The organism is Curtobacterium sp. MCLR17_034, from assembly GCF_003234485.1.
Classification (GTDB): domain Bacteria; phylum Actinomycetota; class Actinomycetes; order Actinomycetales; family Microbacteriaceae; genus Curtobacterium; species Curtobacterium flaccumfaciens.
Genome location: NZ_QKTH01000006.1, coordinates 13152 through 38596 on the forward strand (window position 1 = coordinate 13152; position 25445 = coordinate 38596).

General features: G+C 72.5%; 22 protein-coding genes. 9 read left to right on the forward strand and 13 right to left on the reverse strand.

Annotated features, from left to right (window positions below; genetic code table 11):
- Positions 1-44: 44 nt before the first annotated feature.
- From DEI98_RS08250 to DEI98_RS08275, 6 genes are all read right to left on the reverse strand, one after another.
- Entirely contained in the window at positions 45-1388 is a 1344-nt protein-coding gene (locus tag DEI98_RS08250) for an HD domain-containing protein (RefSeq protein ID WP_146243474.1), read from the reverse strand.
- A gap of 285 nt (positions 1389-1673) precedes the next feature.
- Positions 1674-3002 (reverse strand): NAD(P)/FAD-dependent oxidoreductase, encoded by a 1329-nt coding sequence (locus DEI98_RS08255; protein WP_027465651.1) that lies wholly within the window; start codon positions 3000-3002, stop codon positions 1674-1676.
- A 32-nt stretch (positions 3003-3034) separates the two neighbouring features.
- Positions 3035-3244: a hypothetical protein gene (locus DEI98_RS08260; protein ID WP_017887301.1), complete on the reverse strand. Its 210-nt coding sequence runs from the start codon at positions 3242-3244 to the stop codon at positions 3035-3037.
- Positions 3245-3251: 7 nt separating this feature from the next.
- The gene (locus DEI98_RS08265) at positions 3252-5042 is read right to left on the reverse strand and encodes a DEAD/DEAH box helicase (protein WP_071403990.1); all 1791 of its coding nucleotides are present in this window, start codon (positions 5040-5042) and stop codon (positions 3252-3254) included.
- A gap of 191 nt (positions 5043-5233) precedes the next feature.
- Positions 5234-6478, reverse strand: coding sequence for a DNA polymerase IV (gene dinB, locus DEI98_RS08270; RefSeq protein WP_111096011.1), 1245 nt, complete (start codon positions 6476-6478; stop codon positions 5234-5236).
- A gap of 301 nt (positions 6479-6779) precedes the next feature.
- Positions 6780-7943 (reverse strand): acyl-CoA dehydrogenase family protein, encoded by a 1164-nt coding sequence (locus DEI98_RS08275; RefSeq protein ID WP_111100483.1) that lies wholly within the window; start codon positions 7941-7943, stop codon positions 6780-6782.
- Positions 7944-7966: 23 nt separating this feature from the next.
- On the opposite strand from DEI98_RS08275, the gene DEI98_RS08280 reads away from it, so the two are divergent.
- Positions 7967-8761, forward strand: a complete 795-nt coding sequence (locus DEI98_RS08280; protein WP_071244716.1) for an SGNH/GDSL hydrolase family protein — start codon at positions 7967-7969, stop codon at positions 8759-8761.
- Between the two features lie 151 nt (positions 8762-8912).
- On the opposite strand, the gene DEI98_RS08285 is transcribed toward DEI98_RS08280, so the two are convergent.
- The 4 genes from DEI98_RS08285 to DEI98_RS08300 are packed head-to-tail and all read right to left on the reverse strand — an operon-like array spanning position 8913 to position 13534.
- A complete protein-coding gene (locus DEI98_RS08285; protein ID WP_181437991.1) occupies positions 8913-10286 on the reverse strand; it encodes a serine hydrolase in 1374 nt (457 codons plus the stop codon).
- 42 nt (positions 10287-10328) lie between these two features.
- Positions 10329-11561, reverse strand: a complete 1233-nt coding sequence (locus DEI98_RS08290) for a D-alanyl-D-alanine carboxypeptidase family protein (protein ID WP_146243475.1) — start codon at positions 11559-11561, stop codon at positions 10329-10331.
- 25 nt (positions 11562-11586) lie between these two features.
- Complete coding sequence (locus DEI98_RS08295) at positions 11587-12222, reverse strand: DUF1097 domain-containing protein (protein WP_111100485.1); 636 nt, start codon at positions 12220-12222, stop codon at positions 11587-11589.
- Positions 12215-13534 (reverse strand): amidohydrolase family protein, encoded by a 1320-nt coding sequence (locus DEI98_RS08300; RefSeq protein ID WP_111100486.1) that lies wholly within the window; start codon positions 13532-13534, stop codon positions 12215-12217. The genes DEI98_RS08295 and DEI98_RS08300 overlap by 8 nt, the downstream gene beginning before the upstream one ends.
- Positions 13535-13681: 147 nt before the next feature.
- Here DEI98_RS08300 and DEI98_RS08305 point away from each other — a divergent pair, with 147 nt between their 5' ends.
- Genes DEI98_RS08305 through DEI98_RS08315 form a run of 3 tightly spaced genes read left to right on the forward strand, consistent with a single transcriptional unit; the run spans position 13682 to position 17102 of the window.
- A complete protein-coding gene (locus tag DEI98_RS08305) occupies positions 13682-14359 on the forward strand; it encodes a FadR/GntR family transcriptional regulator (protein WP_071403772.1) in 678 nt (225 codons plus the stop codon).
- Positions 14356-15465, forward strand: coding sequence for an acetamidase/formamidase family protein (locus DEI98_RS08310; RefSeq protein WP_111100487.1), 1110 nt, complete (start codon positions 14356-14358; stop codon positions 15463-15465). Before DEI98_RS08305 ends, DEI98_RS08310 begins: the two co-directional genes overlap by 4 nt.
- Positions 15465-17102 carry an AtzH-like domain-containing protein gene (locus DEI98_RS08315; RefSeq protein ID WP_111100488.1) on the forward strand — a complete coding sequence of 546 codons (1638 nt, stop codon included), beginning with the start codon at positions 15465-15467 and terminating at the stop codon, positions 17100-17102. Before DEI98_RS08310 ends, DEI98_RS08315 begins: the two co-directional genes overlap by 1 nt.
- On the opposite strand, the gene DEI98_RS08320 is transcribed toward DEI98_RS08315, so the two are convergent.
- Positions 17099-17917 carry an RNA methyltransferase gene (locus tag DEI98_RS08320; protein ID WP_110864530.1) on the reverse strand — a complete coding sequence of 273 codons (819 nt, stop codon included), beginning with the start codon at positions 17915-17917 and terminating at the stop codon, positions 17099-17101. The two genes, DEI98_RS08315 and DEI98_RS08320, sit on opposite strands and share 4 nt — an antisense overlap.
- Positions 17918-18120: 203 nt before the next feature.
- On the opposite strand from DEI98_RS08320, the gene DEI98_RS08325 reads away from it, so the two are divergent.
- The 3 genes from DEI98_RS08325 (at position 18121) to DEI98_RS08335 (ending at position 20481) form a co-directional block, all read left to right on the forward strand.
- Positions 18121-18954: a Sir2 family NAD-dependent protein deacetylase gene (locus DEI98_RS08325; protein WP_071403987.1), complete on the forward strand. Its 834-nt coding sequence runs from the start codon at positions 18121-18123 to the stop codon at positions 18952-18954.
- Between the two features lie 107 nt (positions 18955-19061).
- Entirely contained in the window at positions 19062-19700 is a 639-nt protein-coding gene (locus tag DEI98_RS08330; protein ID WP_111100489.1) for a histidine phosphatase family protein, read from the forward strand.
- A gap of 49 nt (positions 19701-19749) precedes the next feature.
- Positions 19750-20481: a hypothetical protein gene (locus DEI98_RS08335; protein ID WP_111100490.1), complete on the forward strand. Its 732-nt coding sequence runs from the start codon at positions 19750-19752 to the stop codon at positions 20479-20481.
- 141 nt (positions 20482-20622) lie between these two features.
- Here the strand turns inward: DEI98_RS08335 and DEI98_RS08340 are convergent, their stop codons facing one another.
- Together DEI98_RS08340 and DEI98_RS08345 are read right to left on the reverse strand one after the other, a co-directional pair.
- Complete coding sequence (locus DEI98_RS08340; RefSeq protein WP_111100534.1) at positions 20623-21693, reverse strand: glycosyltransferase family 1 protein; 1071 nt, start codon at positions 21691-21693, stop codon at positions 20623-20625.
- A 5-nt stretch (positions 21694-21698) separates the two neighbouring features.
- Positions 21699-22691, reverse strand: coding sequence for an alpha/beta fold hydrolase (locus DEI98_RS08345; RefSeq protein WP_258370781.1), 993 nt, complete (start codon positions 22689-22691; stop codon positions 21699-21701).
- 113 nt (positions 22692-22804) lie between these two features.
- On the opposite strand from DEI98_RS08345, the gene treS reads away from it, so the two are divergent.
- Positions 22805-24514: a maltose alpha-D-glucosyltransferase gene (treS, locus tag DEI98_RS08350; RefSeq protein WP_071403984.1), complete on the forward strand. Its 1710-nt coding sequence runs from the start codon at positions 22805-22807 to the stop codon at positions 24512-24514.
- A 35-nt stretch (positions 24515-24549) separates the two neighbouring features.
- Positions 24550-25296 (forward strand): 3'-5' exonuclease, encoded by a 747-nt coding sequence (locus DEI98_RS08355; protein ID WP_111223637.1) that lies wholly within the window; start codon positions 24550-24552, stop codon positions 25294-25296.
- Positions 25297-25445 lie beyond the last annotated feature (149 nt).

Genomic DNA, 25445 nt, shown 5'->3' on the forward strand with positions numbered 1-25445 from the left:
CGGACGGGAGGCGCGGTGCCAGCTGGCACCGCGCCTCCCGTCCGTCACCGGCGTGCGTCGACCGCTCGGCGCAGCCACGCGCGGGCTCCGGCGACGTCATCGAAGACGCCGTCGTCCTGCGCCGCCGCGGACGCCACGAGGAGTTCGCGGAACACCGGCCCCGGGGTGAGTCCCGCGTCGACGAGGTCGCGGCCGGACAGCAGCCGCACGGGCCGACGCGCGACTTGGTCCCGGAACGCGACGTCGAACCACGACCACGCCGAGGACCGACTCGCCCCCGGACCACGCCCCTGCGAGTCGGCTTCGCACACCCGGGCCCACGACTCCATCGCGGGCAGGGAGGATCCGAGCCGTCGGAACAGCCGCCGAGCAGCAGGAACGGACGGTGGCGCGCCGTTGGACGAGTGCGGGACCATGTGCTCGCGAACGAGCGGGACGACCCGCTCGACGATGTGGCGTGGCGCGCCGAGGCGACCGAGCAGCGCTGCTGCTGCCGCAGCGCCGGACACCTCGTGGCCCAGGCTGCGGATGCGGACCGCACCTGCGTCGTCGGCGAGGACCTGCGTGCCGGAGCCGGCCTTCCCCAGGTCGTGCAGCACGGCGGCGAGCACGACGACGACCCGGTCGTCACCGCGGATCCCGTCCGCGGTACAGGCGCGGGCGGCAGCGTCCCCCGCCGCTCCGAGGTGGACGTGCACGGGACCCTCCGGGTGCCACCGGGGGTCCTGCGGCACGTCTCGGACCGCGGCGAGCTCGGGCAGGTGTCGCTCCCAGCCGCTGTCGTGCAGCGTTCGGAGGGCAGCCGACACGTGGTCGCCGAGTGCCAGCTTGCGGATCTCGGGCCAGATCCGCCCGGTGGCGATCGACTCGAACCGCGCCGCGAGCGACCGCGCCAGACGCAGCGTCGCGGGGTGCACGGCGAAGTCGAACCGGGCGACGAGCTGCACGGCACGCAAGACCCGGAGCGGGTCCTCGCTGCAGCGTTCGGAAGTGTGCCGCAGCACGCCGATGACGGCATCGTCGATCCCACCGACCGCGTCGAGGAACACGTTCGTGCGGGGGTCCCAGGCGACTCCGTTCACCGTGAAGTCCCGACCGAGGGCGGACACCGTGACCGGATCGAGCGCACCGGACTCCGCCGTCACTGCGACGTCAACGCGGGATCCGTCGAGCACCACCTTGAGGACCGGGAACCCCGCACCGGCCTCGACGACGATCGCGCCGGCCGCACGCAACGCTCCGACGACCACATCGGTCCTGTTGCCGTGCACCTCGACGTCGACGTCACCGGTGGTGGTCGGTCCGCGCCCGGCTTCCCGGAGCAGCACGTCGCGGACTGCTCCGCCGACCAGCAAGGGCTGCCCGATCCCGCCCAGGACCTCGAGCACCGTTCGGGCTCCGGCGTCGAGGCCGAAGGCGCGGAGCGGGTCGGCCGGACCGGGGCACCGGTGGACGGTGCTGTCGTGACGCTCGGCGCCGCATCGGAGGCACGATCGGGCGGAGGAGGTGGTGGTGGGGCGCACGTGTCGGTCGACTTCCGGGACCTCGTCGCCGTGGGCGCCGAGGGAGTCAGTATGCCGGAGAGCGGCAGGTGGGTGCGAACGCACGTCACGGACGGACGGGAGGCGCGGTGCCAGCTGGCACCGCGCCTCCCGTCCGATCTGTGGGTGCGTCTAGCTCTTCGACGCCTCGACGAAGTTGCGTCGCGGGTCCGTCTCCTTGATCAGGGAGGTCGCGTCGCGACCGGACACCGCGCCGGTGATCCAGCCGATGATGATGCGGGCCTTCCGGTTCAGGGTCGGCATCGCGTACACGTGGTACGCGCGGTGCGCGAGCCACGCGAGCAGGTTGGTCATCTTGATGCCCTTGATGTTCGCGGCGCCCTTGCCGACACCGTACGACGCGACGGTGCCGATGGAGGGGTGGCGGTACTCCTCGAGCGGCTTGCCGGTGATGGTCGCGACGATGTTGTCGGCGGCGACCACGGCCTGGCGCACGGCGTTCTGCGCGTTCGGCGGGTAGAACGCCGGCTGCTTGTCGGCGGTCAGGTCGGGCACCTGCGCGACGTCACCGAGACCCCAGACGCCCTCGACGACCTGGTGGGTGTCCTCGGCCTCGACCTGGAGCTTCGCGTTCGCCGCGAGGTGGCCCTTCGGCCCGCGCGGCAGGTCGGAGGCGTCGAGGAGCGGGTTCGGCTTGACGCCCGCGGTCCAGACGAGCAGGCCGGTGGCGAACTCGTCGCCGTCGGAGAACTTGACGACACCGCCCTCGGCGCTCGGCATGGTGGTCTTCAGGCGGACGTCGATGCCGCGGGCGCGGAGCGACTCGAGCGTCCACTTGGACAGCTCCGGGCCGACCTCGGGCGCGACGCGGTCGAGGGCGTCGATGAGCACCCAGCGGGGCTGCTCACCGGCGAGCGACGGGTAGGTCTTGATGGCAGCCTGCGACACGTCGAAGAGCTCACCAATCGCCTCGACGCCGGTGTAGCCACCGCCGACGAAGACGCTGGTCAGCAGACGGCGACGCTCGTCCTCGTCACGGGTGGCGGCGGCCTTCGCGATGTTGTCGAGGAGCTTGGCGCGCACGTAGGCGGCCTCTTCGACGCTCTTGAAGCCGACGCCGTACTCCTCGAGCCCGGGGGTCGGGAAGGTGCGGGTGACGGAACCGAGGGCGACGACGAGGTGGTCGTAGCCGAGGGTGCGGTCGTCGCCGCCGGCGGTCGCGATCGAGACGGTCTTGTCCGCCGAGGAGATCGCGGTGACCTTGCCCTGGATCACCCGGGTCTTGCGCAGTGCACGGCGCAGCTCGACGGTGACGTCCTTCGGCGCGATGTGGCCACCGGCGACCTCGGGCAGGAACGGCAGGTACGTGTAGTAGGTGTTCTGGTCCACGAGCGTGATGCGCATGGGCACCGTGGCCGCGTGCTTCTGGAGCTGCTTGACCGTGGTGTAGCCAGCGGAGCCGCCGCCGAGGACGAGGACGTGAGGGATCGAGTCTGCCATTCCTCCGGTCTACCGGACTTTGGCTTGGCGCGTCATGAGTTCCGCGGCCTGTCGCGGAGCCGCCACCACGCGGTCTCGGCCAGTTCGGGCCCCGTGAACACTCCGTGCGGGGTGCGGCGGGACTCGGTGAGCGAGAAGCGGCGCAGTCGGTAGCCCCCGCCGAAGCGGTCGATGATCGCCTCGGGTGACGCCTCGGGGTCGCGCTTGACGTACCAGGTGCGGTCGTCGACCGGCTCGATCACGCCGCGGTCACCGTCGTCCGCCGATGCGGGAGCGCAGGATGTCGATGCGCTTCTGGATCTGCTCGATGCTCGCCTGCGCCACGGCCGGTCCACCGCTGATCCGTCGGAGTTCGGCGTGGATCGATCCGTGCGGTTCGTTCGAGTGGCGGGACCAGATCGACACGAGCCGGGCGAGCTCGGTGCGCTGCTCCTTGATCGTCATGTACATCGGGCGGTCGGGCTCGGGCGGCTTCGGCATGCCGTCCTTGGCCGTGCGGCCCTTGGAGCGCTTGGCCTGGGTCGCCTGCCGGGCGCGCAGGAGGTCGCGCACCTGGTCGGGTTCGAGCAGCCCGGGGATGCCGATGAAGTCGAGCTCCTCGAGGGAACCGACCTCGCCGCCGGTGCCGAACTCACCGCCGTCGTAGAGGACACGGTCGAAGGACGCCTGCGAGTCGAGTGCCTCGAACGGCTGGACCTCGAGCAGGCTCTCGGACGCGCGGTCTTCCTTGTTGGCCTCGGCGACCATCGCGTCTTCGGGGTTGTACATGCCGTCGTCGGCGTCCTTCGGGCGGTCGAGGGCGTGGTCGCGCTCGAGCTCGAGGGTGGCGGCGAGGGCCATCAGGCCGGGGACGCTCGGCAGGAAGACGCTCGCGGTCTCACCGCGGCGGCGGGCACGCACGAAGCGGCCGATCACCTGGGCGAAGAACAGCGGCGTGCTCGCGCTCGTGGCGTAGACGCCGACGCAGAGCCGTGGGACGTCGACACCTTCGGACACCATGCGGACGGCCACCATCCAGCGCGAGGTGTCGTCGGCGAACGCGCTGATGCGGCTCGACCCGGCGGCTTCGTCGGACAGCACCACGGTGGGACGCTCCCCCGTGATCTGCTGCAGGATCCGGGCGTAGGCGCGCGCCGTGGTGGTGTCGGTGGCGATGACCAGGCCGCCGGCGTCGGGCACACCACGACGGACCTCGGTCAGGCGCTTGTCGGCGGCGGAGAGCACGGCCGGCATCCACTCGCCCTCGGGTGACAGCGCGGTCCGCCAGGCCTGGGCCGTGATGTCCTTCGTGACCTGCTCACCCAGGGAGGCCGACATCTCGTCGCCCATCCGGGTCTTCCAGCGCATCTGTCCGGCGTAGGCCATGAACAGCACAGGGCGGACGACGCCGTCCTTCAGGGCTCGGCCGTAGCCGTAGTTGTAGTCGGAGATCGAGGTGCGGATGCCCTGCTCGTCGGGGGCGTACTGCACGAACGGGATCGGTGCGGTGTCGGACCGGAACGGGGTCCCCGACAGCGAGAGCCGGCGGGTGGCGCCGGAGAACGCCTCTCGGATGCCGTCGCCCCACGTCAGGGCGTCGCCACCGTGGTGCACCTCGTCGAGGACGACCAGGGTGCGGCCGCCCTCGGTGATGCGCTTGTGCACCTCGGGGTTCATGCCGACCTGGGCGTAGGTGATCGCGACGCCCTGGTAGTGCCGGCCGAACATGCCGTCGCCGTTCTTGAACATCGGGTCGATCCGGATGCCCACACGGTCGGCGGAGTCGGCCCACTGGCGCTTCAGGTGCTCGGTCGGGGCCACGACGACGATGCGGTCGACGGTGCCGCGGGCGAGGAGCTCGGTCGCCAGCCGCAGCGCGAAGGTGGTCTTGCCGGCGCCGGGGGTCGCGGCCGTGAGGAAGTCGCGGGGTTCCTTCTCGAAGTACTTCGTGAGCGCTTCGATCTGCCAGGCGCGGAGCTTCGAGGCCGTGCCCCAGGCGGCCCGATCCGGGAACGCCGGCGACAGGTGCTGGACGGCGGAGTTGCCGGCCGCTTCGGCCAGGGCCGCGGCATCGGCTTCGGCACGGGCTGCGTCACCGTGCGCCTGGGTGCCGTCGTGCGCTTGGGTGCCGTCTTGCGTCGGCGACGATCCGCCTGCGCCGGACTGGTCGTCACCCGACTCCGCCCACAGCGTGGCGGGCTGCTGGTCTTCGTACTCCGCTGCGCTCACTGAACCCGATTCTACCGCCACCGTCAGTCCTGCCGAGCGTGCGGGACGCCGCCGTCAGGGGTCCGGCGGACCAGGGATGCCGGTCGCAGCACGCCGGCACCGAAGCGTGCGGCGACCGCGTCGACCGTGGTCTCGGTCTCGCGCCACGGCGCGTCGTCGTCCCACAGGGCGTTGCTCGCGGCCGCAGGCACGAGGTTCTCGCCGCGCACCCCGATCAGCCGGATCTGGTTGCCCGGTCGGTGCAGCACGTCGTACAGCTCGACGGCTTCGCGGTGCAGGCGCTTCGCGACGTCGGTGGGCTCCGCCAGCGTGCGCGACCGGGTCAGGGTGGTGAAGTCGGTGTAGCGGACCTTCAGTGCCACGGTCCGGGCCTGCACGTCGGCCTGGCGCAGGCGGACGGCGACCTTGTCGGCCAGGCGCAGGAGTTCGCGGGCGACGTCGTCGCGCTCCGTCAGGTCGCGACCGAACGTGACCTCGTGCCCGATCGACTTCTCACCGACGCCGGTGTCGACCACGCGCGGGTCGCGACCCCACGACAGGTCGTGCAGCCGCTGCCCGCCGGCCGGGCCGAGTGCCGACACCAGTGACCCGAGCGGGGTGTTCGCCAGGTCGCCGACCGTGCGGATGCCCCGACGTTCGAGCGTCTCCTGCGTCTTGCCGCCGACGCCCCAGAGCGCGGACACGGGCTGCGGGTGCAGGAACGCCACGGTGTCGGCGGCGGGCACCACGAGCAGGCCGTCCGGCTTCGACCGGCTGGAGGCGAGCTTCGCGACGAACTTCGTCGATGCCGCACCGACGGAGCAGTGCAGACCGGTCTCGGCGAGGACCGTGCGGCGGATCGCCTGGCCGATCTGCCACGGGGTGCCGTACAGGCGGAGGGCGCCGGCGACGTCGAGGAACGCCTCGTCGATGCCGAGGCGCTCGACCCGCGGGGTGAACCGGTCGAAGATCGCCATCACCGCGGCCGACTGCGCCCGGTACTTCTCGAAGTGCGGTTCGACGATGACGGCGTTCGGGCAGCGGCGCTTGGCGACGGCCATCGGCATCGCGGAGTTGACCCCGTAGCGACGGGCTTCGTAGGTGGCGGCGGTGACGACGGAGCGGTCGGAGTCGTGCCCGACGATGACCGGCAGCCCCACCAGGTCGGGGCGGTCGAGCAGTTCGACGGAAGCGAAGAAGGCGTCCATGTCGACGTGCAGCACGGTCGCCGAGACGTCGTCCACCGGTGCGTCGGAGACGAGGCGGTTCCGTCCGTCCTGCTTGCTCACACCGAGATGATGCCAGGCACCGCCGACATCGCCGTGCCCGGGCGTGCTCACGGCCGCTCGGTGCGAGGTTCGTCCCGTCGTGCGGGGTTGCTCGCCCGCCGTCGCACCGTGCGCCCTTCGCGACTCGGTGCCGGGTTGGTTGCACGGTGCGGCGCCACAGGGCAGCACCGAGCGACCAAGCTCGCACCGGCCGACGGACTCCGCACCGTGCGCCGCCACGCCATCGCCGCCGTCGCGCCCATCGCACCGTGCGCGGCCACGCCAACCTCGCACCAGGCGCAGGCAGCCCCGCGCGCAGCGCTCAGCCGAGCGGGCCGAGCACCGACGCCGCGATCGTCCGCGCCGCGGAGTCCCGCGACGACGGGTGGTACTGCCCCGCCCGGACGTCCCGCGCCAGCCGCGCCAGCTCGTTCGACGACCGGAACGCCGAGCCGCCGACGACGCGCATGGCCTCGTCCACGACGTGCTGCGCGGTGTCCACGGCCCGGGCCTTGGTGCCGACGAGCAGCGGGAACCAGCGGGCTCCGAGGTCGTCGAGCTCGTCGACCGACCGCGCCAGCGAGTCGACCTGCAGCGTGATCGCGTCGACCGAACCGCGCAGGTCGGCGATCGCCCGGCGCACGTCGGGGTCCTGCGACCGCCGGGTGCCGTCGGCCGCGGTCCGCCCCGCCACGGCGGCCGCCGCGAGCGTGATCGCCCGCTCCGCGATCCCGGCGTACACCGAGGCGATGAGGAGCTCGAACGACGCGAAGATGCCGAACACGAGCGGGTCCTGGTTCGGCCCGACCGGCAGCCACCGGACGATGCGGTCGTCGGGGACGTGCACGCCGTGCAGCTTCGTCGTGCGGCTCTGCGTCGCGCGCATCCCGAGCGTGTCCCAGTCGTCCAGGTGCTCGACGTCGCCGTCCGACCGCAGGACGAACCCGTGCACGAGCCGTGGCTCCGACCCCGAGGTGTCCTTGCCGAAGACGCTCATGACGTCCCACGCCGGTGCGAGGGAGGTGAAGACCTTCGTGCCGGTGAACCGGTATCCGCCGTCGCCGTCCGGCTCCGCCGTCGTCGACGAGTCGAACAGCACGGCGTCGTTGCCGGGTTCGCTCACCCCGAATGCGAGCAGGTGGTCGTCTGCAGCGTGGTCGGTGACGGCCTGGAGGAACGACTCGCCTCGCGTACGGACGGCGCGGGCCGCCTGCACCCACACCTGGTGCATGCCGAGGCCGAGTGCCGTCGCCGGTGCGGCCTGGGCGAGGGCGCGCTGCACCCGCGCGGTGGCGCGGAGGCCGAGGCCCGCCCCGCCCTGCTCGACGGGGACGCCGATCCGCAGGTAGCCGGCGGCGCGGAGCTCGTCGAGGTCCTCGGTGCAGAACGCGTTCGCGGCGTCGTAGCCGGGGGCGCGCTCGGCGATGCGGCTGAGCAGCTCGTCCGGCACCGACCAGCCGACGGCGTCCGTGTTGGCCTTCGTCATGCCACGAGACTAGGGTCCGGGACGTGTCAGATCGTCATCCTTGGACCAGGTACGTCGCGATCGGTGACTCGTTCACCGAGGGCATCGGGGACCCCGACCCCACCGTCCCGGGCGGCAACCGCGGCTGGGCGGACCGCGTCGCCGAGGTGCTCGCGCACCAGACCGACGACTTCGCCTACGCGAACCTCGCGATCCGCGGGCGGTTGCTGCAGCAGATCATCGACGAGCAGGCCGAGGCCGCCGTCGCCCTGCACCCGGACCTCATCACGGTGTCCGCCGGCGGCAACGACATCATCCGCCCCGGCTCGGACCCGGACGAGCTCGCCGAGCGCGTGGACCGGCTCGTCGCCGACCTGCGCCGCGACGGAGCCACCGTCGTCCTGTTCACCGGCCCGGACGTCGGGATGACCCCGGTGCTCGGCATGGTCCGTGGCAAGACGGCGATCTACAACGAGAACCTGCACGCCATCGCCCTGAAGCACGGCGCCCTGGTGGCGAACATGTGGGCACTGCGCGTGCTCCGGGACCCGCGGATGTGGGCTCCGGACCGGCTGCACCACTCCCCGATGGGCCACTCGACGATCGCCGCGGCGGTGCTCGACACCCTCGGCGTGCCGCACGGGCTCGAACCGTTCAACCCGGACCCGCTCGAGGCACGCCCGTGGCGCGAGGCCCGCGCCGAGGACCTCGGGTGGGCCCGGGAGTACCTGGTGCCGTGGGTGGTCCGGCGCATCAAGCACACCTCGTCCGGCGACGGGGTGTCGGCGAAGCGGCCCGAGCTGCAGATCGTCACCGAGCACCCCTCCGACACCCCGTAGCCAGACGCCCGTCCGAGTCCGCACGCCTCCCCGACCGCGCCCCACCAGGGTCATCGCGCCCCGACTCCCCAGGGCGCGATGACGACACGGGGGCGCGAACCGCGTCGTGCGCGCCGCGAACGGGTCGTGCGCGCGGTGTGGTCGGCGCAGGTCAGTCCGCCGGGCGACGGAGCGTCATCGGACCGTCGTGCAGCGGCTCGGTCTTCCACTTCGCCCCGACCGTGCCCGCGTCGAGGTCGACGCGCAGGTGCAGCAGGTGCGGGGTCTCCAGGAAGCGGACCGCGACGAGCACGCTGCCCTCGGGCTCGGTGGCCGCGCTCGCCGCGAGGGCGCCCTCGACGGCCCACCGCCCTTCGCCGAGCGGCACGGACTCCGACCGGCCGTCGTCGGTGATCGTCAGGCGGATCCCGTCCGCACCTCGGGCGAACGTGACGGCATCGAGGATCCCGCGGGGACGCAACCGGAGCTCGACGTCGGCGAGGTGCTCCGGAAGGCGACCACCCTGGACCGGAGGCAGTCCCAGGGAGGTGAGCCGGGCCTCCAGGGCGGATGCCGAGGACGCGTCGGACGCGCGGTCGACGGCGGGCAGCAGGTGCTGCCAGACCGCGTCGAGGACGGCCTGCATGTCGAGGCTCTGACCGGTCATCGCGAGGACGACGTCCTGCTCCGGCAGGACGACGCAGAACTGGCCGTAGGCACCGTCGCCGCGGAAGCCGTGGCGGGCCATCCAGAACTGGAAGCCGTAGCCCTGGGACCAGTCGGGGTTGGCCTCGTCCGGGTTGGCGACCTGCGTGCTGGTCGCCTGCTCGACCCAGTCGGCGTCGAGGATCCGCTCGCCGTCCCAGACGCCGCCCTGCAGGTACAGCTGGCCGAGCTTGGCGACCGCGTCGGTCGGCGCGTAGCACCCGCTGTAGCCGAGCTCCGCGCCGGTGTCGTCGCGGCGCCAGGCGAGGTCGTCGATGCCGAGCGGATCGAGCAGGTGCGGGCGGAGCCACGCGACGAGGGACCCGCCCGTCACCCGCCGGACGATCTCGGCGAGGGTGTACGTGCACGGCTGGTTGTAGGCGAAGACCGTGCCGGGCTCCTCGTCCGGCGGGAGCAGCAGGAACCCGCGCACCGTGTTCGTCGGATCGAGGGCCTGGGCGCGGTCGATCGTCTCCTCGCGGTGGCCGCTCGCCATCGCGAGCAGGTGCCGGACGCGGATGCGGCGGCTGCGTTCGTCGGTGACGTCGGCGTCGAGCTCCGGGAAGTACGACAGCACGGTCGCGTCGAGGTCGATCAGGCCCGCCCGGACGGCGATGCCGACCCCGGCGGCGGTGAAGCTCTTGCTCAGCGAGTAGAGCAGGTGCACGCGGTCCGCGGCGTAGGGCTGCCACCAGCCCTCGGCTGCGACCTGGCCGTGCCGCAGCAGCATGATGCTGTGCGGCTCCACGCCGGGCGTGGACTCGAGGGCGTCGAGCAGGGCGGTCACACCACCGGGATCGATGCCGAGGGCGGCGGGGGTGGTCCGGGGGAACGTCGTCATCGTCGTCACCCGACCGACTCTACGGTCGGCGGCCGACGGGCGTCACGCCCCCTGGAACGGGTTCGTCCAGCGCCACCAGACGCCGGGGTCGTCGATCGTGCGTTCGAGCACGAGCGGCACCGTGACCGGGTCGTGGTCGGAGATGCGGAACCGCACCTGCCCGACCCGCTCACCCTTCGTGCCGAAGGTCACCTGCTCGAGCTTCGCCTTCGCGGTGACGGTGGTCTTGCCCCACACGAGCACCTCGGCAGCCTTCGTCGTGACCGCGTCAGCCTCGTCCTGCCACGGGGTCGAGAAGGTGCCGAAGGTCTGCCCCTGGTGCGTGAGCGTCACCACCTGGAAGTTGTCCGCCACGGACCGCAACAACCGCTGCACGTCGACGTCGAGGGAGTCGTGGTCGACACCGCCGAGCATCACGCCGACGACGGTGACGTCCTTGCCACCGCGCTCGTACGTCGCCGCGAACAGCAGACAGGCGCCGGCTTCGTCGAGGGTGCCGGTCTTGATCCCCTCGATGCCGTCGAGCCCCAGGAGCTTGTTCGAGTTCTCGATCTCGCCGACCGTCGGGATCGTGACGTCCTTGGTGCCGACGATGTCCTTCACCACCGGGTTCGCCAGCGCGAGCTGCCCGAGCTCGACCAGGTCCGTGGCGGTCGAGGTGTTGTCCGGGTCGAGGCCGGTGGGCTCGTGGATCGTGGTGTCGTCCAGGCCGTGTTCGTCGAGCCAGTCGTTCGCCGCGTGCTCGTAGGCGGCGATCGACCCGAAGGCCCAGATGGCGAGTGCGCCGGCGTAGTTGTTCGCCGACTTCATGAGCATCACCTGGAACGTCTGGTGCTCGGTGAGCTTCAGGCCGGCGGGCATCGGGGCGACCTCGCCGTTCTGCGCCGCGTACTTGGCGTACAGGCCCTCCATCTGCTTCGTGAAGCGGATGGACGGACCGGACTCCCCCGCGGCCATCGGCTTCTCGTCGAGCACCACGAGCGCCGTGACGACCTTCGTGATGCTCGCGATCGACCGGGGCTTCGTGTCGCCGCTGGTGCGCAGGCTCTCCGGGAAGTCCGTCGCTTCGACCGCCGTCGCGCCGTACCCCGGGAAGCTCAGCGCCGGGACGGTCGTCTTCGGTGCCGAGTACGTGGTGGTGCTGGCGCTCGCCGGGCCGAACGGTACGACGGCCGCGGCCACGAGGTACCCGGCCACCAGGAGCAGGACGGCGACCACCGAGATCGTGACCGGCCTCCGGACGGCGGAGCGGGGGCGGCGGACGACTCGTGACACGGGACCCGAGCGTACCGGTCCGCTCCTAGGCCGAGGCTGCGACGGGCTGGTCGGGCTGGCGTTCCGGAGCGGGCGCCGCTGCGCCGCCGGCGTCGGTCGCGACGACCGGGTCGGCCGAGCCGGCCGAGCCGGCCGAACCGGCCGAGCCCGTCGTCTCGGCCCGGGCGAAGGTCAGGCGGCGGGACAGGTAGGCGAACACCGGCCCGAGCGCGTTCATCAGCACGACCGACACCCAGGCGGCCCAGGCGTTCCCCGGGTCGAACCCGAAGCCGCCGAAGCAGGTCGCGAAGAACGAGGCGAACCCGAGGAACATGCCGGGGACGAGCCCGAACAGCTTCGTGCGACCGGTGTACATCAGGGCGCAGTTCACGACGAGGATGAGCAGCGCCAGGACGGTGTTCTGCGCAGCCTGCCCCTCGCCGAACAGCGTGCCGAACCGCTGGTCGAGCAGGACGATGACCAGGCCGAACGCCGAGCCGATCGGCATCGCGGCCCACAGGCGCGTGGCGTTCCGCAGCGTCGGCTTGCTGCCGAGCAGGAACATCCCCGCCCAGCTGATGAAGATCGCCCAGGTCGGCAGGTGCAGGGCGTTGCCCCCGATGAACGCCGTGGCACCGGCCAGGACGGAGGCGACGATCTCGTGCGGGATCCGTTCACGCATGGCTGAGTTCCTTCGATCGGTTCGTGGTGCGGCTGGTGGTGAGGCGGGTGGTCCGGGTGGTCTCGGCGACGACCCGGCCGCGCTTGACGACGAGGGCGCGGTCCGGCCGGTCGAGCAGGACGCCGTCCGGGTCGGTGGTGGAGAGCACCACGAGGTCGGCGGCGGCACCGGGCCGGATGCCGTGGGTGTCCGCGACGCCGACGACCTCGGCCGCCCCGGTCGTCGCCATGGCGAGCACCCGTCGCAGGTCGTCCGGGCCGGACAGGTGCCCGGTCTGCGCCAGGAGCAGCCCGACGTCGAGCAGGTCGGCGTTGCCGAACGGGGTGAAGGCGTTCCGGACGTTGTTCGACGCGTACGCGCTCGTGACCCCGGCGTCCCAGAGTTCGCGGACCGGCACGACCCCGCGCCGCACGTCGTGGTCGTCGGACCGTCCCCCGAGGTGCAGGTCGGTCGCGGGCAGCGGCACGACGGCGACCCCGGCGGCCGCCAGGCGATCGAACAGCACCCGGCGCTCGCCGCGGGGCAGGCTCGCGACCGAGGTCACGTGCCCGAGCGCCACCCGCCCCTGCAGCCCGCGGGCGGTCACGCGGTCGGCGATGTGCCCGGCGAGGGCGTACCGCGGGTCGGAGGTGTCGTCGGCGAAGTCGGCGTGCAGGTCGGCCGGCACCCCGAACTCCTCGGCGAGGTCGAGGACGGTCTCGACGTGCTCGTGGCACGCGGCCAGGGTGTGCTCGTTGTACGTGCAGCCCCCGATGACGTCCGCCCCCGCGGCGAGCGCCTGACGGAGCAGCGCGAGGGTGCCCGGTGCCTTGGCGATGCCCTCCTGGGGGAACGCGACGATCTGCAGATCGAGGGCGTCCCGGTACTCGTCGCGCAGGTCGAGCAGCACCTCGACGCCGGTGAGCCCGACGATCGGGTCGACGTCGGGGTGTGCGCGGACGAACGTCGTGCCGTTCGTGATGGCCTGGTCGAGCAGGGTGCGGGCGCGGTCGCGGACGGTGGCGTGGGTGAAGCCGCGCTTGAGCTCCCCCGTGACGGCGATGGCGCCGGCGAGGGTGCCGTCGGGGTTCGGACGTTCCCGGTCGAGCAGGGCCTTGTCGACGTGCAGGTGCGCCTCGATGAGCCCGGGGATGAGCAGACGTCCTGCGCAGTCGACCACGCGGGCGGGAGCAGCACCGGTGCCGGTGTCGGTGCCGTGCGCCGAACCCGGACCGGGCAGCACGTCGGCCACGGTGACGATCACGCCGTCGGCGATGGTGACGTCGACGGATCGACCGTCGGTCAGCCGTGCGTTGGTGAGGACCAGGTCCACGTCGAACCCCTCTTCCGGTCGGTGCGGGTGGGACGTGCTCCACCATTCGCCCGCCGTGTTTCGGCTTCCGACGCCGCGTGTGACGGCCGTGTAAAAGATGGTCGTACCAATGAACCAAGCAGACCAACCGGCCCTACGGTCGAGGGCATGCACCGTGGACGGACCCTGAGCGCGGCGACCGCCGCCCACCTCGGCACGCTCGTGCTCGACGACCTGCAGCCCGGCGACAAGCTGCCGCCGGAACGCACCCTCGCCGAGGACCTCGCCGTGTCCCGCACGACCATCCGCGAGGCGCTGCAGGAGCTCGAGCGCCGTCGCCTGGTCTCCCGGACCCCTGGTCGTGGCACCGTCGTGCTGCCGCGGCCGGAGGAAGCGTCCGCGCTGCTCGACCACCACCGCGACGACCTGGACCACCGGGCCGAGCACGTCGCCGAGTTCCGGACCGTGGTGGAGCCGCAGGTCGCCGGACTCGCGGCGGCGCGGGCGGGCGAGGCCGACCTGCTCACCCTGGAACGCATCCTCGCCGCCACCCACGCGGGGCTCAGCCCGGAGGAGTCGCTCGCCCAGGACGTCGCCTTCCACGTGCAGGTCGCCCGGACCTCGGGGAACCCCCTGCTCGTGTCCCTGTGCGAGCTCAGCAGCGGCTGGGTGCAGGACGTCCGCGCCCGCTCGCACAGCACCAGCGAGGGGCGCCGGTCGTCGTTCGAGTGGCACGAGCGGATCCTCGAGCGGATCCGGGAGCACGACGTCGCGGGCGCGACGCGGGCGATGGCCGACCACCTCGCCGACGTGGCCCACCTGGTCGAACGGAGGACGGACCGATGACCACCGCACACGAGACCACCGCCCCGGCGGTCCCGACCCTGCAGCCCGGCACCGGACCCGCCCGCGGTGACCACGCCCTGCCCGTCGACCCGGAGACCGTCCTCTGGGGCCGGCTGCCGAGCGACGGTGACACCCCGGCCCTGACGATCGGCCCCGGGGAGTCGGTCACGATCGACACCGTCAGCCACGAGGGGATCCTGCCCGACCAGGGCAGCGACCCCGTCGGTTGGTTCGGCGACCACGGCGTCGCTCCGGAGCACGTCCTCGCCGACGCCGTCGCGATCGTCCGCTCCGGTCACCGCGACCCCGCGGCGGACGGACCGCACGTGGTGTCCGGGCCGATCGCGGTCCGTGGTGCCCGTCCCGGTGACGTGCTGACGATGACGGTCCTCGAGACCCTGCCCCGCGTGCACTACGGCGTCGTGTCGAACCGGCACGGACGCGGTGCCCTGCACGGTGAGTTCCCGGTCGACGGCACGACGGTGAGCGTCTTCGCCGACGTCGTCGACACCGACCGGGGCCGACGGGGGCGCATCCCGCTCACCGCCGCCCGCGACCGCTTCGCGCACTTCCCCCTCGCCCCGTTCCTCGGGATCATGGGCGTCGCCACCCCCGGGGAGCGGCTGCACTCCGTCCCGCCCGGTCGCCACGGCGGCAACATCGACGTCAACCTGCTGCAGGCCGGGTCGCAGCTGCACCTGCCGGTGCTCGTCCCGGGCGCGCTCGCCCACGTCGGTGACCCGCACTTCGCCCAGGGCGACGGCGAGGTTGCGCTCACCGCGATGGAGGCCTCGCTCCGCGCGACGATCCGCTTCGACCTGACCCCGGCAGCCGAGGCCGCGGCGCGCTTCGGGGACCTGGTCTGGCCCGTCGCCGAGACGCAGGAGTTCCTCGTGCCCACCGGCATGGACCCCGACCTCGACGAGGCCGTCCGGGAGTGCGTCCGGCACGCCGTCGCGATCCTCGGCGCGCGCTGGGGAATGGAACGCCACCTGGCGTACGCGTACCTGTCCGCGGCGACCGACTTCAACATCTCGCAGGTGGTGGACCTGGTGACCGGTGTCCACGCCCGCATCCGCAAGGCCGACTTCGAGGAGCCCGCCTGATGACCACGCCCCGAGGTGCGTCCGCGCCCGACGCGCCCGAAGGCCTGCTCGAGGCCCTCGACGCCTACGAGACCGCCCTGCTGGCGAACGACCTCGACGCCCTCGACGCCGCCTTCGTCGACTCCCCCGACACGATGCGCGGCGACGACCGCGGCCTGCTCGTCGGGCACGACGCGATCAGCGCGTTCCGCGGAGCACGGGGTTGGGTCGCGACCCGGTCGCTGACGCACGTCGAGGTCCGCCCCCTGACCGAGGACCGCGCCCTCGTCGTGTCGGTGTCCCGGTTCGCCGCGGGTGGGCAGGGCCTCCAGACCCAGCTCTGGCGCCGCGACGGTGGCGCCGGCGAACGCGAGACCAACGACGGCGACACCGGCGCCGGCCCCCGCTGGCGCATCGAAGCAGCCCACGTCACCGGCCGCCCCAAGGCCGTCGACACCACCGTCTGGCGGGCCGTCGGCGACCCACTCGTCGCCCCCACCGCCTCCGGACCACTCGACGGCCTGACCGTCGCCGTCAAGGACCTCTACGCCGTCCCCGGCCAGCCGGTCGGCGCCGGCAACCCGACGTACCTGCGCGAGGCCCCCGTCGAGACCGCGCCCGCCGCAGCGGTCGCCGCGCTCCTCGCCGCCGGCGCCTCGATCCGCGGCATCGCACGCACCGACGAGTTCGCCTACAACCTGACGGGCCGGAACGCGCACCACGGCACGCCGCCGAACAGCGCGGCTCCCACCCGACTGCCTGGAGGCTCGTCCAGCGGATCCGCATCGGCCGTCGGCCTCGGGACGGCCGAGATCGGGATCGGCACGGACACCGCGGGATCGGTGCGGGTCCCCGCCTCGTACCAGGGACTCTGGGGCCTCCGGACGACCCACGGCACGGTGTCCCGCGACGGGCTGCTCCCGCTCGCGCCGTCGTTCGACACCGTCGGGTGGCTCACGCGGAGCCCCGGCGTGCTGCTCGCCGCCCTCGACGCCACCGTCCCGCCGCCCGCGACGGCAGGGGCACCCGACGCGACCGTGCTCGTCGTCCCCGAGGAACTCGTCGCACTCGTCGAACCGGCCGTCGCCCGGTCCTTCACCGCCTTCGTCGAGGCACTCGACGAACCCGTCGCGACCGTCCGGCTGCGGGACCTCGGCATCCCGGACCCCGCAGCACTGCAGGAGCAGATGCGGCTCGTCCAGGCCGCCGAGGCGCTCGCCGCCCACGGCCCCTGGATCGACGCGCACTCCGGCGCACTGAGCCCCGTCGTCGGTGACCGGTTCCGGGCGGCACGCGCGAACGACCCCGACGCGACCGCCGACGCCGTCGCACGCCTCGACGAGGTCCGTGCGACGATCCGCCGTGCCCTCGCCGGTCGGACCCTGCTGTTCCCGACCGTGCCCGGACCCGCTCCGCTGCTCGACGCGGACACCGCTGCGCTCGAGCGCACCCGGACCGCCACGACGGCGATGACCGCGCTCGCGAGCGTCGGCGGCCTGCCCGCGGTGAGCGCACCGGCGCTGACCGTGGACGGCGCGCCCGTCGGCGTCTGCCTGGTCGGTGAGCCGGCCACCGACCGTGCCCTGGTGATCCGTGCCGGGCGCATGCTGCCGGACCAGGCCGCCCCGGGCCTCCCGACGGTCTCGGTGGTGCGCTAGGAGGCGAGCCGCCGGGCGTGGGTGACCGCCCACAGACCGACGGCGCTCGCCGCGGCCACGTTGAGCGAGTCGACGCCGTGCGCCATCGGGATCCGGACGGTCGTGTCGGCCGACGCGATCGCGGCCGGCGTCAGTCCCTGCCCCTCGGTGCCCATCACGAGCGCGACCTTCTCGGGCAGGTCCGCCACGAAGGCGTCGAGGTCGATCGACTCGTCGGTCAGCGCCATCGCGGCCAGGTGGAAGCCCTGCGCGCGGAGTTCCTCGCCCGCCGCGGGCCAGTCGCCGATGCGGGTCCACGGCACCTGCAGGACCGTGCCCATGCTCACCCGGACGCTCCGGCGGTACAGCGGGTCGGCACACCGCGGGCTGACGAGCACCGCGTCGGCGCCGAGGCCGGCGACGCTGCGGAACACCGCGCCGACGTTCGTGTGGTCGACGATGTCCTCGAGCACGACGACGACCTTCGCGTCCCGCACCACGTCGGCGACACTCGGCAGCTCGGGACGCTGCATCGCGGCGATCGCACCGCGGTGCATCCGGAAGCCGGTGAGCTCCTCGAGCAGGGCGTCGGCGCCGACGAAGACCGGCCCGTCGTGCTCCGCGACCAGGGGCAGGACGCTGTCGAGCCACTTCTCCTGCACCAGGATGCTCCGCGGCACGTGCCCGGCGCGGACCGCGCGCTCGATGACCGTGTTCGACTCGGCGATGTACAGGCCGCCCTCGGGCTCCGAGACCCGGCGGAGTGCCACGTCGGTCAGACGGGCGAAGTCGTCGAGGCGGGGATCGTCGAGGGAGTCGATGCGGACGGGGTGCACGGGGCTCGTTTCGGTGTGGTGCGGAGGCGGCGCGGGTCCGGGCTGCCGCCGGGCTGCTCCGGGCTGCCGCCGGACGGGTCCGCCGAGGATGCGCTCCGCCTGGGAAGCGACCGGGACGGTCGGGTGTTGAGGGTACCGTGAACAGGGTGCTGGATGATGCTGCGTCGACGACCGGACCGACCACCGGGGCGGCCGCCGGGTCGGTGACCGCGGACGACCTGGACCGCGTCGTCGAGGTGCTCGGCGGCAAGCGGATCGCCGTGCTCTCCGGTGCCGGCCTGAGCACCGACTCCGGCATCCCCGACTACCGCGGTGCCGGGCGGGTGGTGCGCAAGCCGATGACGTTCCAGGAGTTCCTGGCCGACCCCGCGAAGCGCCAGCGCTACTGGGCCGGATCGCACCTGGGCTGGCGGAGCTTCGCGGCCGCCGTGCCGAACGACGGACACCGGGCGCTCGCCGCACTCGAGGACGCCGGGATCGTCGCCGGGGTCATCACGCAGAACGTCGACGGCCTGCACCTGCGCGCCGGCTCCCGCCGCGTCGTCGAGATCCACGGCTCGATGGACCGCGCCGTGTGCCTGCGCTGCGGGCAGGTGTTCTCCCGCTCCGACCTCGCCGCCACCATCGACCGCGAGAACCCCTGGATCGACGAGCCCGGGTCCGTGCAGCTGCAGCCGGACGGCGACGTCGAGATCACCGACGTCGAACGGTTCGTCGTGCCCGCGTGCACCGTGTGCGGCGGCGACCTGAAGCCCGACGTCGTCTTCTTCGGCGAGTTCGTGCCGGCCGAGAAGTTCCGCGAGGCCGTGTCGATCGTCGCCGATGCCGACGCGCTGCTCGTCGTCGGTTCGTCCCTCACCGTGAACTCGGGCGTGCGGCTGGTCGACCACGCTGCGCGCCGCAAGAACCCGGTGGTCATCGTGAACCGCGGCGAGACCCGCAGCGACCGTCGTGCGGCCGTGAAGCTCGACGCCGGCACCACCGAGACGCTCGTGCACCTGGCGGAGCGGCTCAGCGCGGCGGCGTCGACCGACTAGCGCGGTCGCGGTCGCCGGACGAGCCTGCGCGGTCGCGGTCCTCGGACGGGGCCGCGCGAGCGCTGCCGCCGGACGGGCTTGCCGGGTACGTCTGCGAAGATCGACGGGTGACGACCCTCCTGTACCTCGTCCGGCACGGCGAGACCGACTGGAACGCGCAACGCCGCATCCAGGGCTCGACCGACATCCCGCTCAACGACACCGGACGACGGCAGGCCGCCGACGCCGCCGAACTCCTGACCCGCCGGCCGTTCGACGCGGTCGTCGCGTCCCCGTTGTCCCGTGCGGCCGAGACGGGCGCGATCATCGCCGACCGCCTGGGCCTCGACGTACCGACGACGTACCCGGGCCTGGCCGAGCGCTCGTACGGCGAAGCCGAGGGGCTGACCGACGACGAGGTGTCGGCACGGTACCCGCACGACGACATCCCCGGTCGCGAGTCCCGCTCCGCGCTGCTCGCCCGCGTCACCGAGACGCTCGGTGAGATCGCGGTCCGGTTCGATGCCGGCGTCGTCGTGGTCGCGACCCACGGCGCGGTGATCCGCAGTGTCGTGAACGCCGCCGCCCCCGGCACCGCCGACCGCCGCAACACCCCGATCCGCAACGGGTCCATCCACTCGTTCCGGTGGGACCCCGAGCGCTTCCACGCCGAACTCGTCCGGTTCGACGACCCGATCGACGACGTTTCCGACGCCACCGGAGGGTCCGCGTTCGAGTACCAGAACCCCTTGGAGCGCCGGGGCTGACCGGGGACTAGGCTCCGACGCACCCGCACACCGGGGTGAGGGGAGCCACATGTCCGACGACGGAACCAGCCGACACGGCCAGCATGCCCTCGACCAGCAGGCCGACGACCTCGACCGGGTGTTCGGTCCCGAGACGGCGAGCGTCCCCACCCGCACCCGGGCCCGCACGTGGTTCATCATCGGCGGCAGCACCCTCGCGGTGGTCGCGGTCATCGCCGTGGTGCTCGGGTCGATCATCGGGAGCGTCCAGAACGGCATCGGCGGGGTCTTCCCACGGCCGGACCTGGCGCTCGACCGGTTCGACACGCGCGTGCGTGCGCTGCCCGGCGTCACCGACGTGCGGCTCCATGCCCCGTCGAAGACGGCGTTCGCGAGCTACGACGCCATCGCCTCGGTCCGGGCGGACCCGGCGCTCGACCCCGCTGCCCGGCGTGACCTGGTCGCCGCCATCAGCCGCGCAGCCGACGAGTCCGGTGGCAACGGTGTCCGCGTCGTCGTGGTCGCCGACCTCGGCAACCTGGAGATCGGCGTCACCGGTGCCGGCGAGGTCGCGGCGAAGCGCCTGGCACTGGCGAACACGCTCGACCACATCGGCGGTGTGACGGAGGTCCGTTGCTCGTGGGAGCGCGGCGGGGACCCGTCCGACGCCGCACGCGACCAGTCGATCGTCGTGCGGACCCCGGGTCGGGGCGCCGCGGTGCCGCCGATCGTGTCGCGGGTCACCGAGGAGACGCAGAAGGTGTTCCCCGGGGCGGACGTGCAGGTCATCGCGCCGGAGTGAGGGCGCTGTGGTCGCGGAGTCGTCGCGCGTCCGACGTGGAACGACACGGTCGACGTCGTACGACATCGACATCGACATCGACATCGACGTTCCGCATCGCCACGAACCGCAGGCGCCCGCGCCCCGCGCCTGCACCCGCCCTCAGCCCCGCCGGTCCCCCACCGCCCGCTCGACGGCCCGGACGACCTGCTCCGCCGAGTCCTGCCACCGGAACCGACCGGCACGCTCGATCGACTGCCGCGAGGCCTCGTCCCACCGTTCCTCGACCCGCCGGACGGCCGCGGCGAGGGCGGACGGCGACGCCGGGTCGAAGTACTCCGCAGCCGAGCCGCCGATCTCCCGGAAGATCCGGATGTCGCTGACGACGACCGGGGTCCCGACGCCCATCGCCTCGACGAGCGGGATGCCGAACCCCTCGTCGTACGACGCGGTCGCCAGCGCGGTGGCCGAACGGAGCACGGACAGGTACTCCTCGTCCGTGGCGCCGTCGTGGAACACGATCGTCCCCGTGGGAGCCAGCGCCTCGAGCCGTGCACGGTCGGCGTCGGACACCCGCGACATGCAGTGCAGCGTCCAGTCCGCCCCCAGGAGCGGCAGCGCCGCCGCCAGGGTCTCGACGTTCTTGTACGGCATGAACGAGCCCATGTAGACGAGCGAGCGTCCACGTGGCGCTCCGGCCACCCGCGGTGTCGCCGGGTCGGCCGCGTTGTAGGCGACCGTCACGGGTCGCTTCGTCAGCCGGTGCTCGGCGATCAGCCCGGCGGTCGTCTCGGACACCGTCACCACCCCGTCGGCGCCGTTCAGCAGGAACCGCTGCGGCGCCCAGGACAGGTGGAACGCCCGCCAGCCGAGCCGCAGCGGCCACGAGAACTCCCGCGGGGGCGTGCGGTTGCGGTAGTAGATCAGGTCGTGCAGCGTCAGGACGAGCGCGTACCGGCGCCCCCGTGACCCCATCGTCTGCATGGGCGAGAACACCGCGTCGAGCCCGAGCCGGTTGACGCGCCGGGCGACGAGCGGCTCCCCCGCGTCCGTCGGCGCGGGCAGCAGCTCCCACGGCAGGTCCCTCGGCAGCGACTCGAGCTGGCGCTCGTCGCTGACGAGCAGCACGTAGTCGTGCCGGTCCGGCAGGTGCGCGACGACCCCGGCGGTGAACCGGCTGATGCCGTCGTGCCGACCGATCCGCACGTACCGGCAGTCGATGCCGATGCGCAGGCGCGTCACGACGCGTCCGCCGTCCGGGAGGCCCGCCCCGCCCCCGACGGTCGGCTGTCCGTCGCGGCCGCGCCGCGTCCAGTGCGTCCATGGCGTCCCGCACGCCCGGTCGTGGCCGCCATCCGGCGGAGCACGGCCGCCGCGGCCGGAGCCGGCGTCTCGTAGTGCACCAGGTGGCCGACCCCCGGGATCACGACGAGCTCGGCGTCACGCAGCCGCTCGGCGAGTGCGCGCTGTTCGGGGACGGCGGTGATGTCGTCGTGCTCGGCCGCGACGAGCAGCACGGGCACGTGGATGCGGTCGGCGTACTCGGAGACGTCGTGGGTGACCGAGGTGCGGAACGCCTCGAGCACGCTCGTGCGGTTCGCGAAGGCCGAGAAGTACCGGTCGTGCTGGTCGTGCACCCATCGGCGGACGGCGGGGTCGTGCGACTTCAGCATCGCGATGCTCATCGCCCGGACGATCGCGCCGTTCCGCAGGATCCCGAGCCCGATCGGCTTCGGCAGGACCGCGCCGGCGCGGTAGTACCCGATCGCGATCGCGGTCCCGACGGCACGCGGTCCCTGCAGTGCCGGGGCCGCGATGGGGTTGACGAGGACGAGCAGCCGGGTGTCGAGCCCGGCGGCGACGGTGGCCGACACCACGATCGACCCGAACGAGTGCCCGAGCACGACCGTGTCGCGGCCGAGCCCGAGCGCGGCGTGGAACCCCGTCAGCCAAGCCACGTAGGCGTCGATGTCCGACACCGGCAGCGGGTCGGACACGCCGAAGCCGGGCAGGTCAGGCACGATCACACGGACACCTTCGAGGTGCGCGGCGATGGTCTCGAGCCCGTGGTGGTCCCCGCGGAACCCGTGCACGGCGAGCACGGTGCGATCCGAGTCCTCGGGCCCGTAGACCCAGTAGTGCGTGGTCCGGCCGTCGACCTGGACGGCCCGGTGCACGACCGGGGTGGCGGCCATCAACGACTGGTACGGGGAGAGCACGGGCGGTTGCATCCGCGCCAGTCTAGGGAGCGAACCGCACGAAACCCCGGACACCCGCAGCATCTCGCGCCTATCGTGTCCGGGGCGGGCCGTCGACCGGTCCGTCGATGACGACGAGGAGCACGGTGACCTTCACAGCCCCGATCCAGCTGCCCGGCCTGACGCTCGACCCGCAGTGGTACAAGCGCTCGGTCTTCTACGAGTGCATGATCCGGTCGTTCGTCGACTCCAACGGAGACGGCATCGGCGACATCCAGGGCGTGATCGGCAAGCTCGACTACCTGCAGTGGCTCGGCGTGGACGCCCTGTGGCTGCCGCCGTTCTTCCAGTCGCCGATGCGCGACGGCGGGTACGACATCGCCGACTACCGGGCGATCCTGCCGGAGTTCGGCACGCTCGACGACTTCCGCGAGCTCGTGACGAAGTCGCACGAGCGGAACATGCGCATCGTGATCGACATGGTGATCAACCACACCAGCGACCAGCACGAGTGGTTCCAGCAGTCCCGCGAGGACCCGGACGGCCCCTACGGCGACTTCTACGTCTGGCGGGACACGGACGAGGACTACTCCAACATCCGCATCATCTTCGTCGACACCGAGGAGTCCAACTGGACCTTCGACCCGGTCCGACGCCAGTTCTTCTTCCACCGCTTCTTCTCGCACCAGCCGGACCTGAACTTCGAGAACCCCGCGGTCATCGAGGCGATCTACGACGTCGTCCGGCACTGGCTCGACATGGGCGTCGACGGGCTCCGGCTCGACGCGATCCCGTACCTGTTCGAGTCGGAGGAGGGCAACGGCGAGGGCGAGCCGGAGACCCACGAGTTCATCAAGAAGCTCCGCGCGATGGTCGACGACGAGTACCCCGGCCGTGTGCTCCTGGCCGAGGCCAACCAGTGGCCGCGCGAGACGGCGGCGTTCTTCGGCACCGACGAGGAGCCCGAGTGCCACATGGCGTTCGACTTCCCGGTGATGCCGCGCATCTTCTACTCGCTCCGCGCCCAGCACGCCGCCGAGCTCAAGGCGATCCTGTCCGAGACCCTCGACGTGCCGGCCAGCGCCGCGTGGGGCGTCTTCCTCCGCAACCACGACGAGCTCACGCTCGAGATGGTCAGCGAGGAGTACCGGCAGGCGATGTACGGCTGGTACGGCTACGACCCGCGGATGCGCTCGAACATCGGTATCCGCCGACGTCTCGCTCCCCTGCTCGACAACTCGCGCGCCGAGCTCGAGCTCATCCACGCGCTGCTGTTCTCGCTGCCCGGTTCGCCGTTCCTGTACTACGGCGACGAGATCGGGATGGGCGACAACATCTGGCTGCCGGACCGCGACTCGTCGCGCACGCCGATGCAGTGGACGCCGGACCGCAACGCCGGCTTCTCCACCGCCGACCCGGGCAAGCTCTACCTGCCCGTCGTGCAGTCGCTCGTGTACAACTACGCGCAGGTGAACGTCGAGGCGCAGCTCGCCCAGTCGCGCTCGCTGCTGCACTGGGTCCGGAACGTCATCCACACGCGCAAGGCCCACCCGGTGTTCGGCCTCGGGTCCCTGCACGTGCAGGAGACCTCGAACGACTCGGTGCTCGCCTTCGTCCGCTCGTGGGAGGGCTCCGGCCAGCAGTTCGGCCCCTCCGCCGAGGACGTCCTGTGCGTGTTCTCGTTCGCGACGAACCCGACCTCGGTCACGATCTCCGCTCCGGAGTTCGCGGGGCGCCCGCTCTACGACCTGTTCGGCGGCAGCTCGTTCCCGTCGTTCGACGAGGACGGCACCGTCACGCTCACCATGGGCACGCAGTCGTTCTACTGGCTGCACGTCGGCGCGCCGACCCGGTAGTCGGGGGTGTCGGTGCGTCCCGTTAGCCTGACCGCGTGACGTTCCCCACAGCACAGCTCGACGCGCCCGCTCCGTCCCAGGACCTCACGGGTCGGCCCTGGTGGCACGCGCTGGGCGTCTTCGACCTCGAGACCACCGGGGTCGACGTCGAGACGGCCCGCATCGTCACCGCCCACGTCGGGCTCATCGACATGACCGGGGCCTCCATCGTCGAGGGTGCCTGGATCGCGGACCCCGGCGTCCCGATCCCGGAGGGCGCCGCCGCCGTGCACGGCTACACCACTGAGCGTGCCCAGGCCGAGGGACGCCCTGCGGCCGAGGTCGTCGCCGAGATCATCGCCGCGATCGAGGCCGTGTTCGCCCGGGGCATCCCCCTGGTGATCTACAACGCCCCGTACGACCTCACCGTCCTCGACCGCGAAGCGAAGCGGCACGGGTTCGCCTCCCCCGTCATCGGCAACGTCGTCGACCCGCTGGTGATCGACAAGGCGCTCGACACCTTCCGCAAGGGCAAGCGCACGCTCGAGGCCGCGTCCGAGCTCTACGGCGTCACGCTCGACGACGCCCACGACGCCGGAGCCGACGCGATCGCTGCCGGGCGTGTCGCCCAGGCCATCGCGGGCAAGTACCCGGACGAGCTCGGCATCTCCGCCGAGGAACTCCACCGCAAGCAGGTCGGCTGGTGCGCCGAGCAGGCCACCTCGTTCCAGGACTACATGCGCAAGAAGCGCGACCCGACGTTCACCGCCGACGGCCGCTGGCCCCACCGCAACGGCGCTTGACCTCGCCCTGCCCCTCGCACAGCACCGGTGTCCGCGCGCCGAACACCCGCAGACCGCGGTGTGACGCGTGAACACCGGTGTCTTGTGTCCGAGTACAGCGCCGGCCGGAAACGCCGCACAACGCGAACGGGCGGCCCTCCCGGAGGAGG

What these genes read in the sequence shown, in the direction of transcription:
- DEI98_RS08255 (WP_027465651.1), bottom strand. Translation starts at nt 3,002, where the DNA reads ATGGCAGACTCGATCCCTCACGTCCTCGTCCTCGGCGGCGGCTCCGCT.
- DEI98_RS08275 (WP_111100483.1), bottom strand. Translation starts at nt 7,943, where the DNA reads ATGACGAAGGCCAACACGGACGCCGTCGGCTGGTCGGTGCCGGACGAG.
- DEI98_RS08285 (WP_181437991.1), bottom strand. Translation starts at nt 10,286, where the DNA reads ATGACGACGTTCCCCCGGACCACCCCCGCCGCCCTCGGCATCGATCCC.
- DEI98_RS08295 (WP_111100485.1), bottom strand. Translation starts at nt 12,222, where the DNA reads ATGCGTGAACGGATCCCGCACGAGATCGTCGCCTCCGTCCTGGCCGGT.
- DEI98_RS08305 (WP_071403772.1), top strand. Translation starts at nt 13,682, where the DNA reads ATGCACCGTGGACGGACCCTGAGCGCGGCGACCGCCGCCCACCTCGGC.
- DEI98_RS08310 (WP_111100487.1), top strand. Translation starts at nt 14,356, where the DNA reads ATGACCACCGCACACGAGACCACCGCCCCGGCGGTCCCGACCCTGCAG.
- DEI98_RS08315 (WP_111100488.1), top strand. Translation starts at nt 15,465, where the DNA reads ATGACCACGCCCCGAGGTGCGTCCGCGCCCGACGCGCCCGAAGGCCTG.
- DEI98_RS08335 (WP_111100490.1), top strand. Translation starts at nt 19,750, where the DNA reads ATGTCCGACGACGGAACCAGCCGACACGGCCAGCATGCCCTCGACCAG.
- DEI98_RS08345 (WP_258370781.1), bottom strand. Translation starts at nt 22,691, where the DNA reads ATGCAACCGCCCGTGCTCTCCCCGTACCAGTCGTTGATGGCCGCCACC.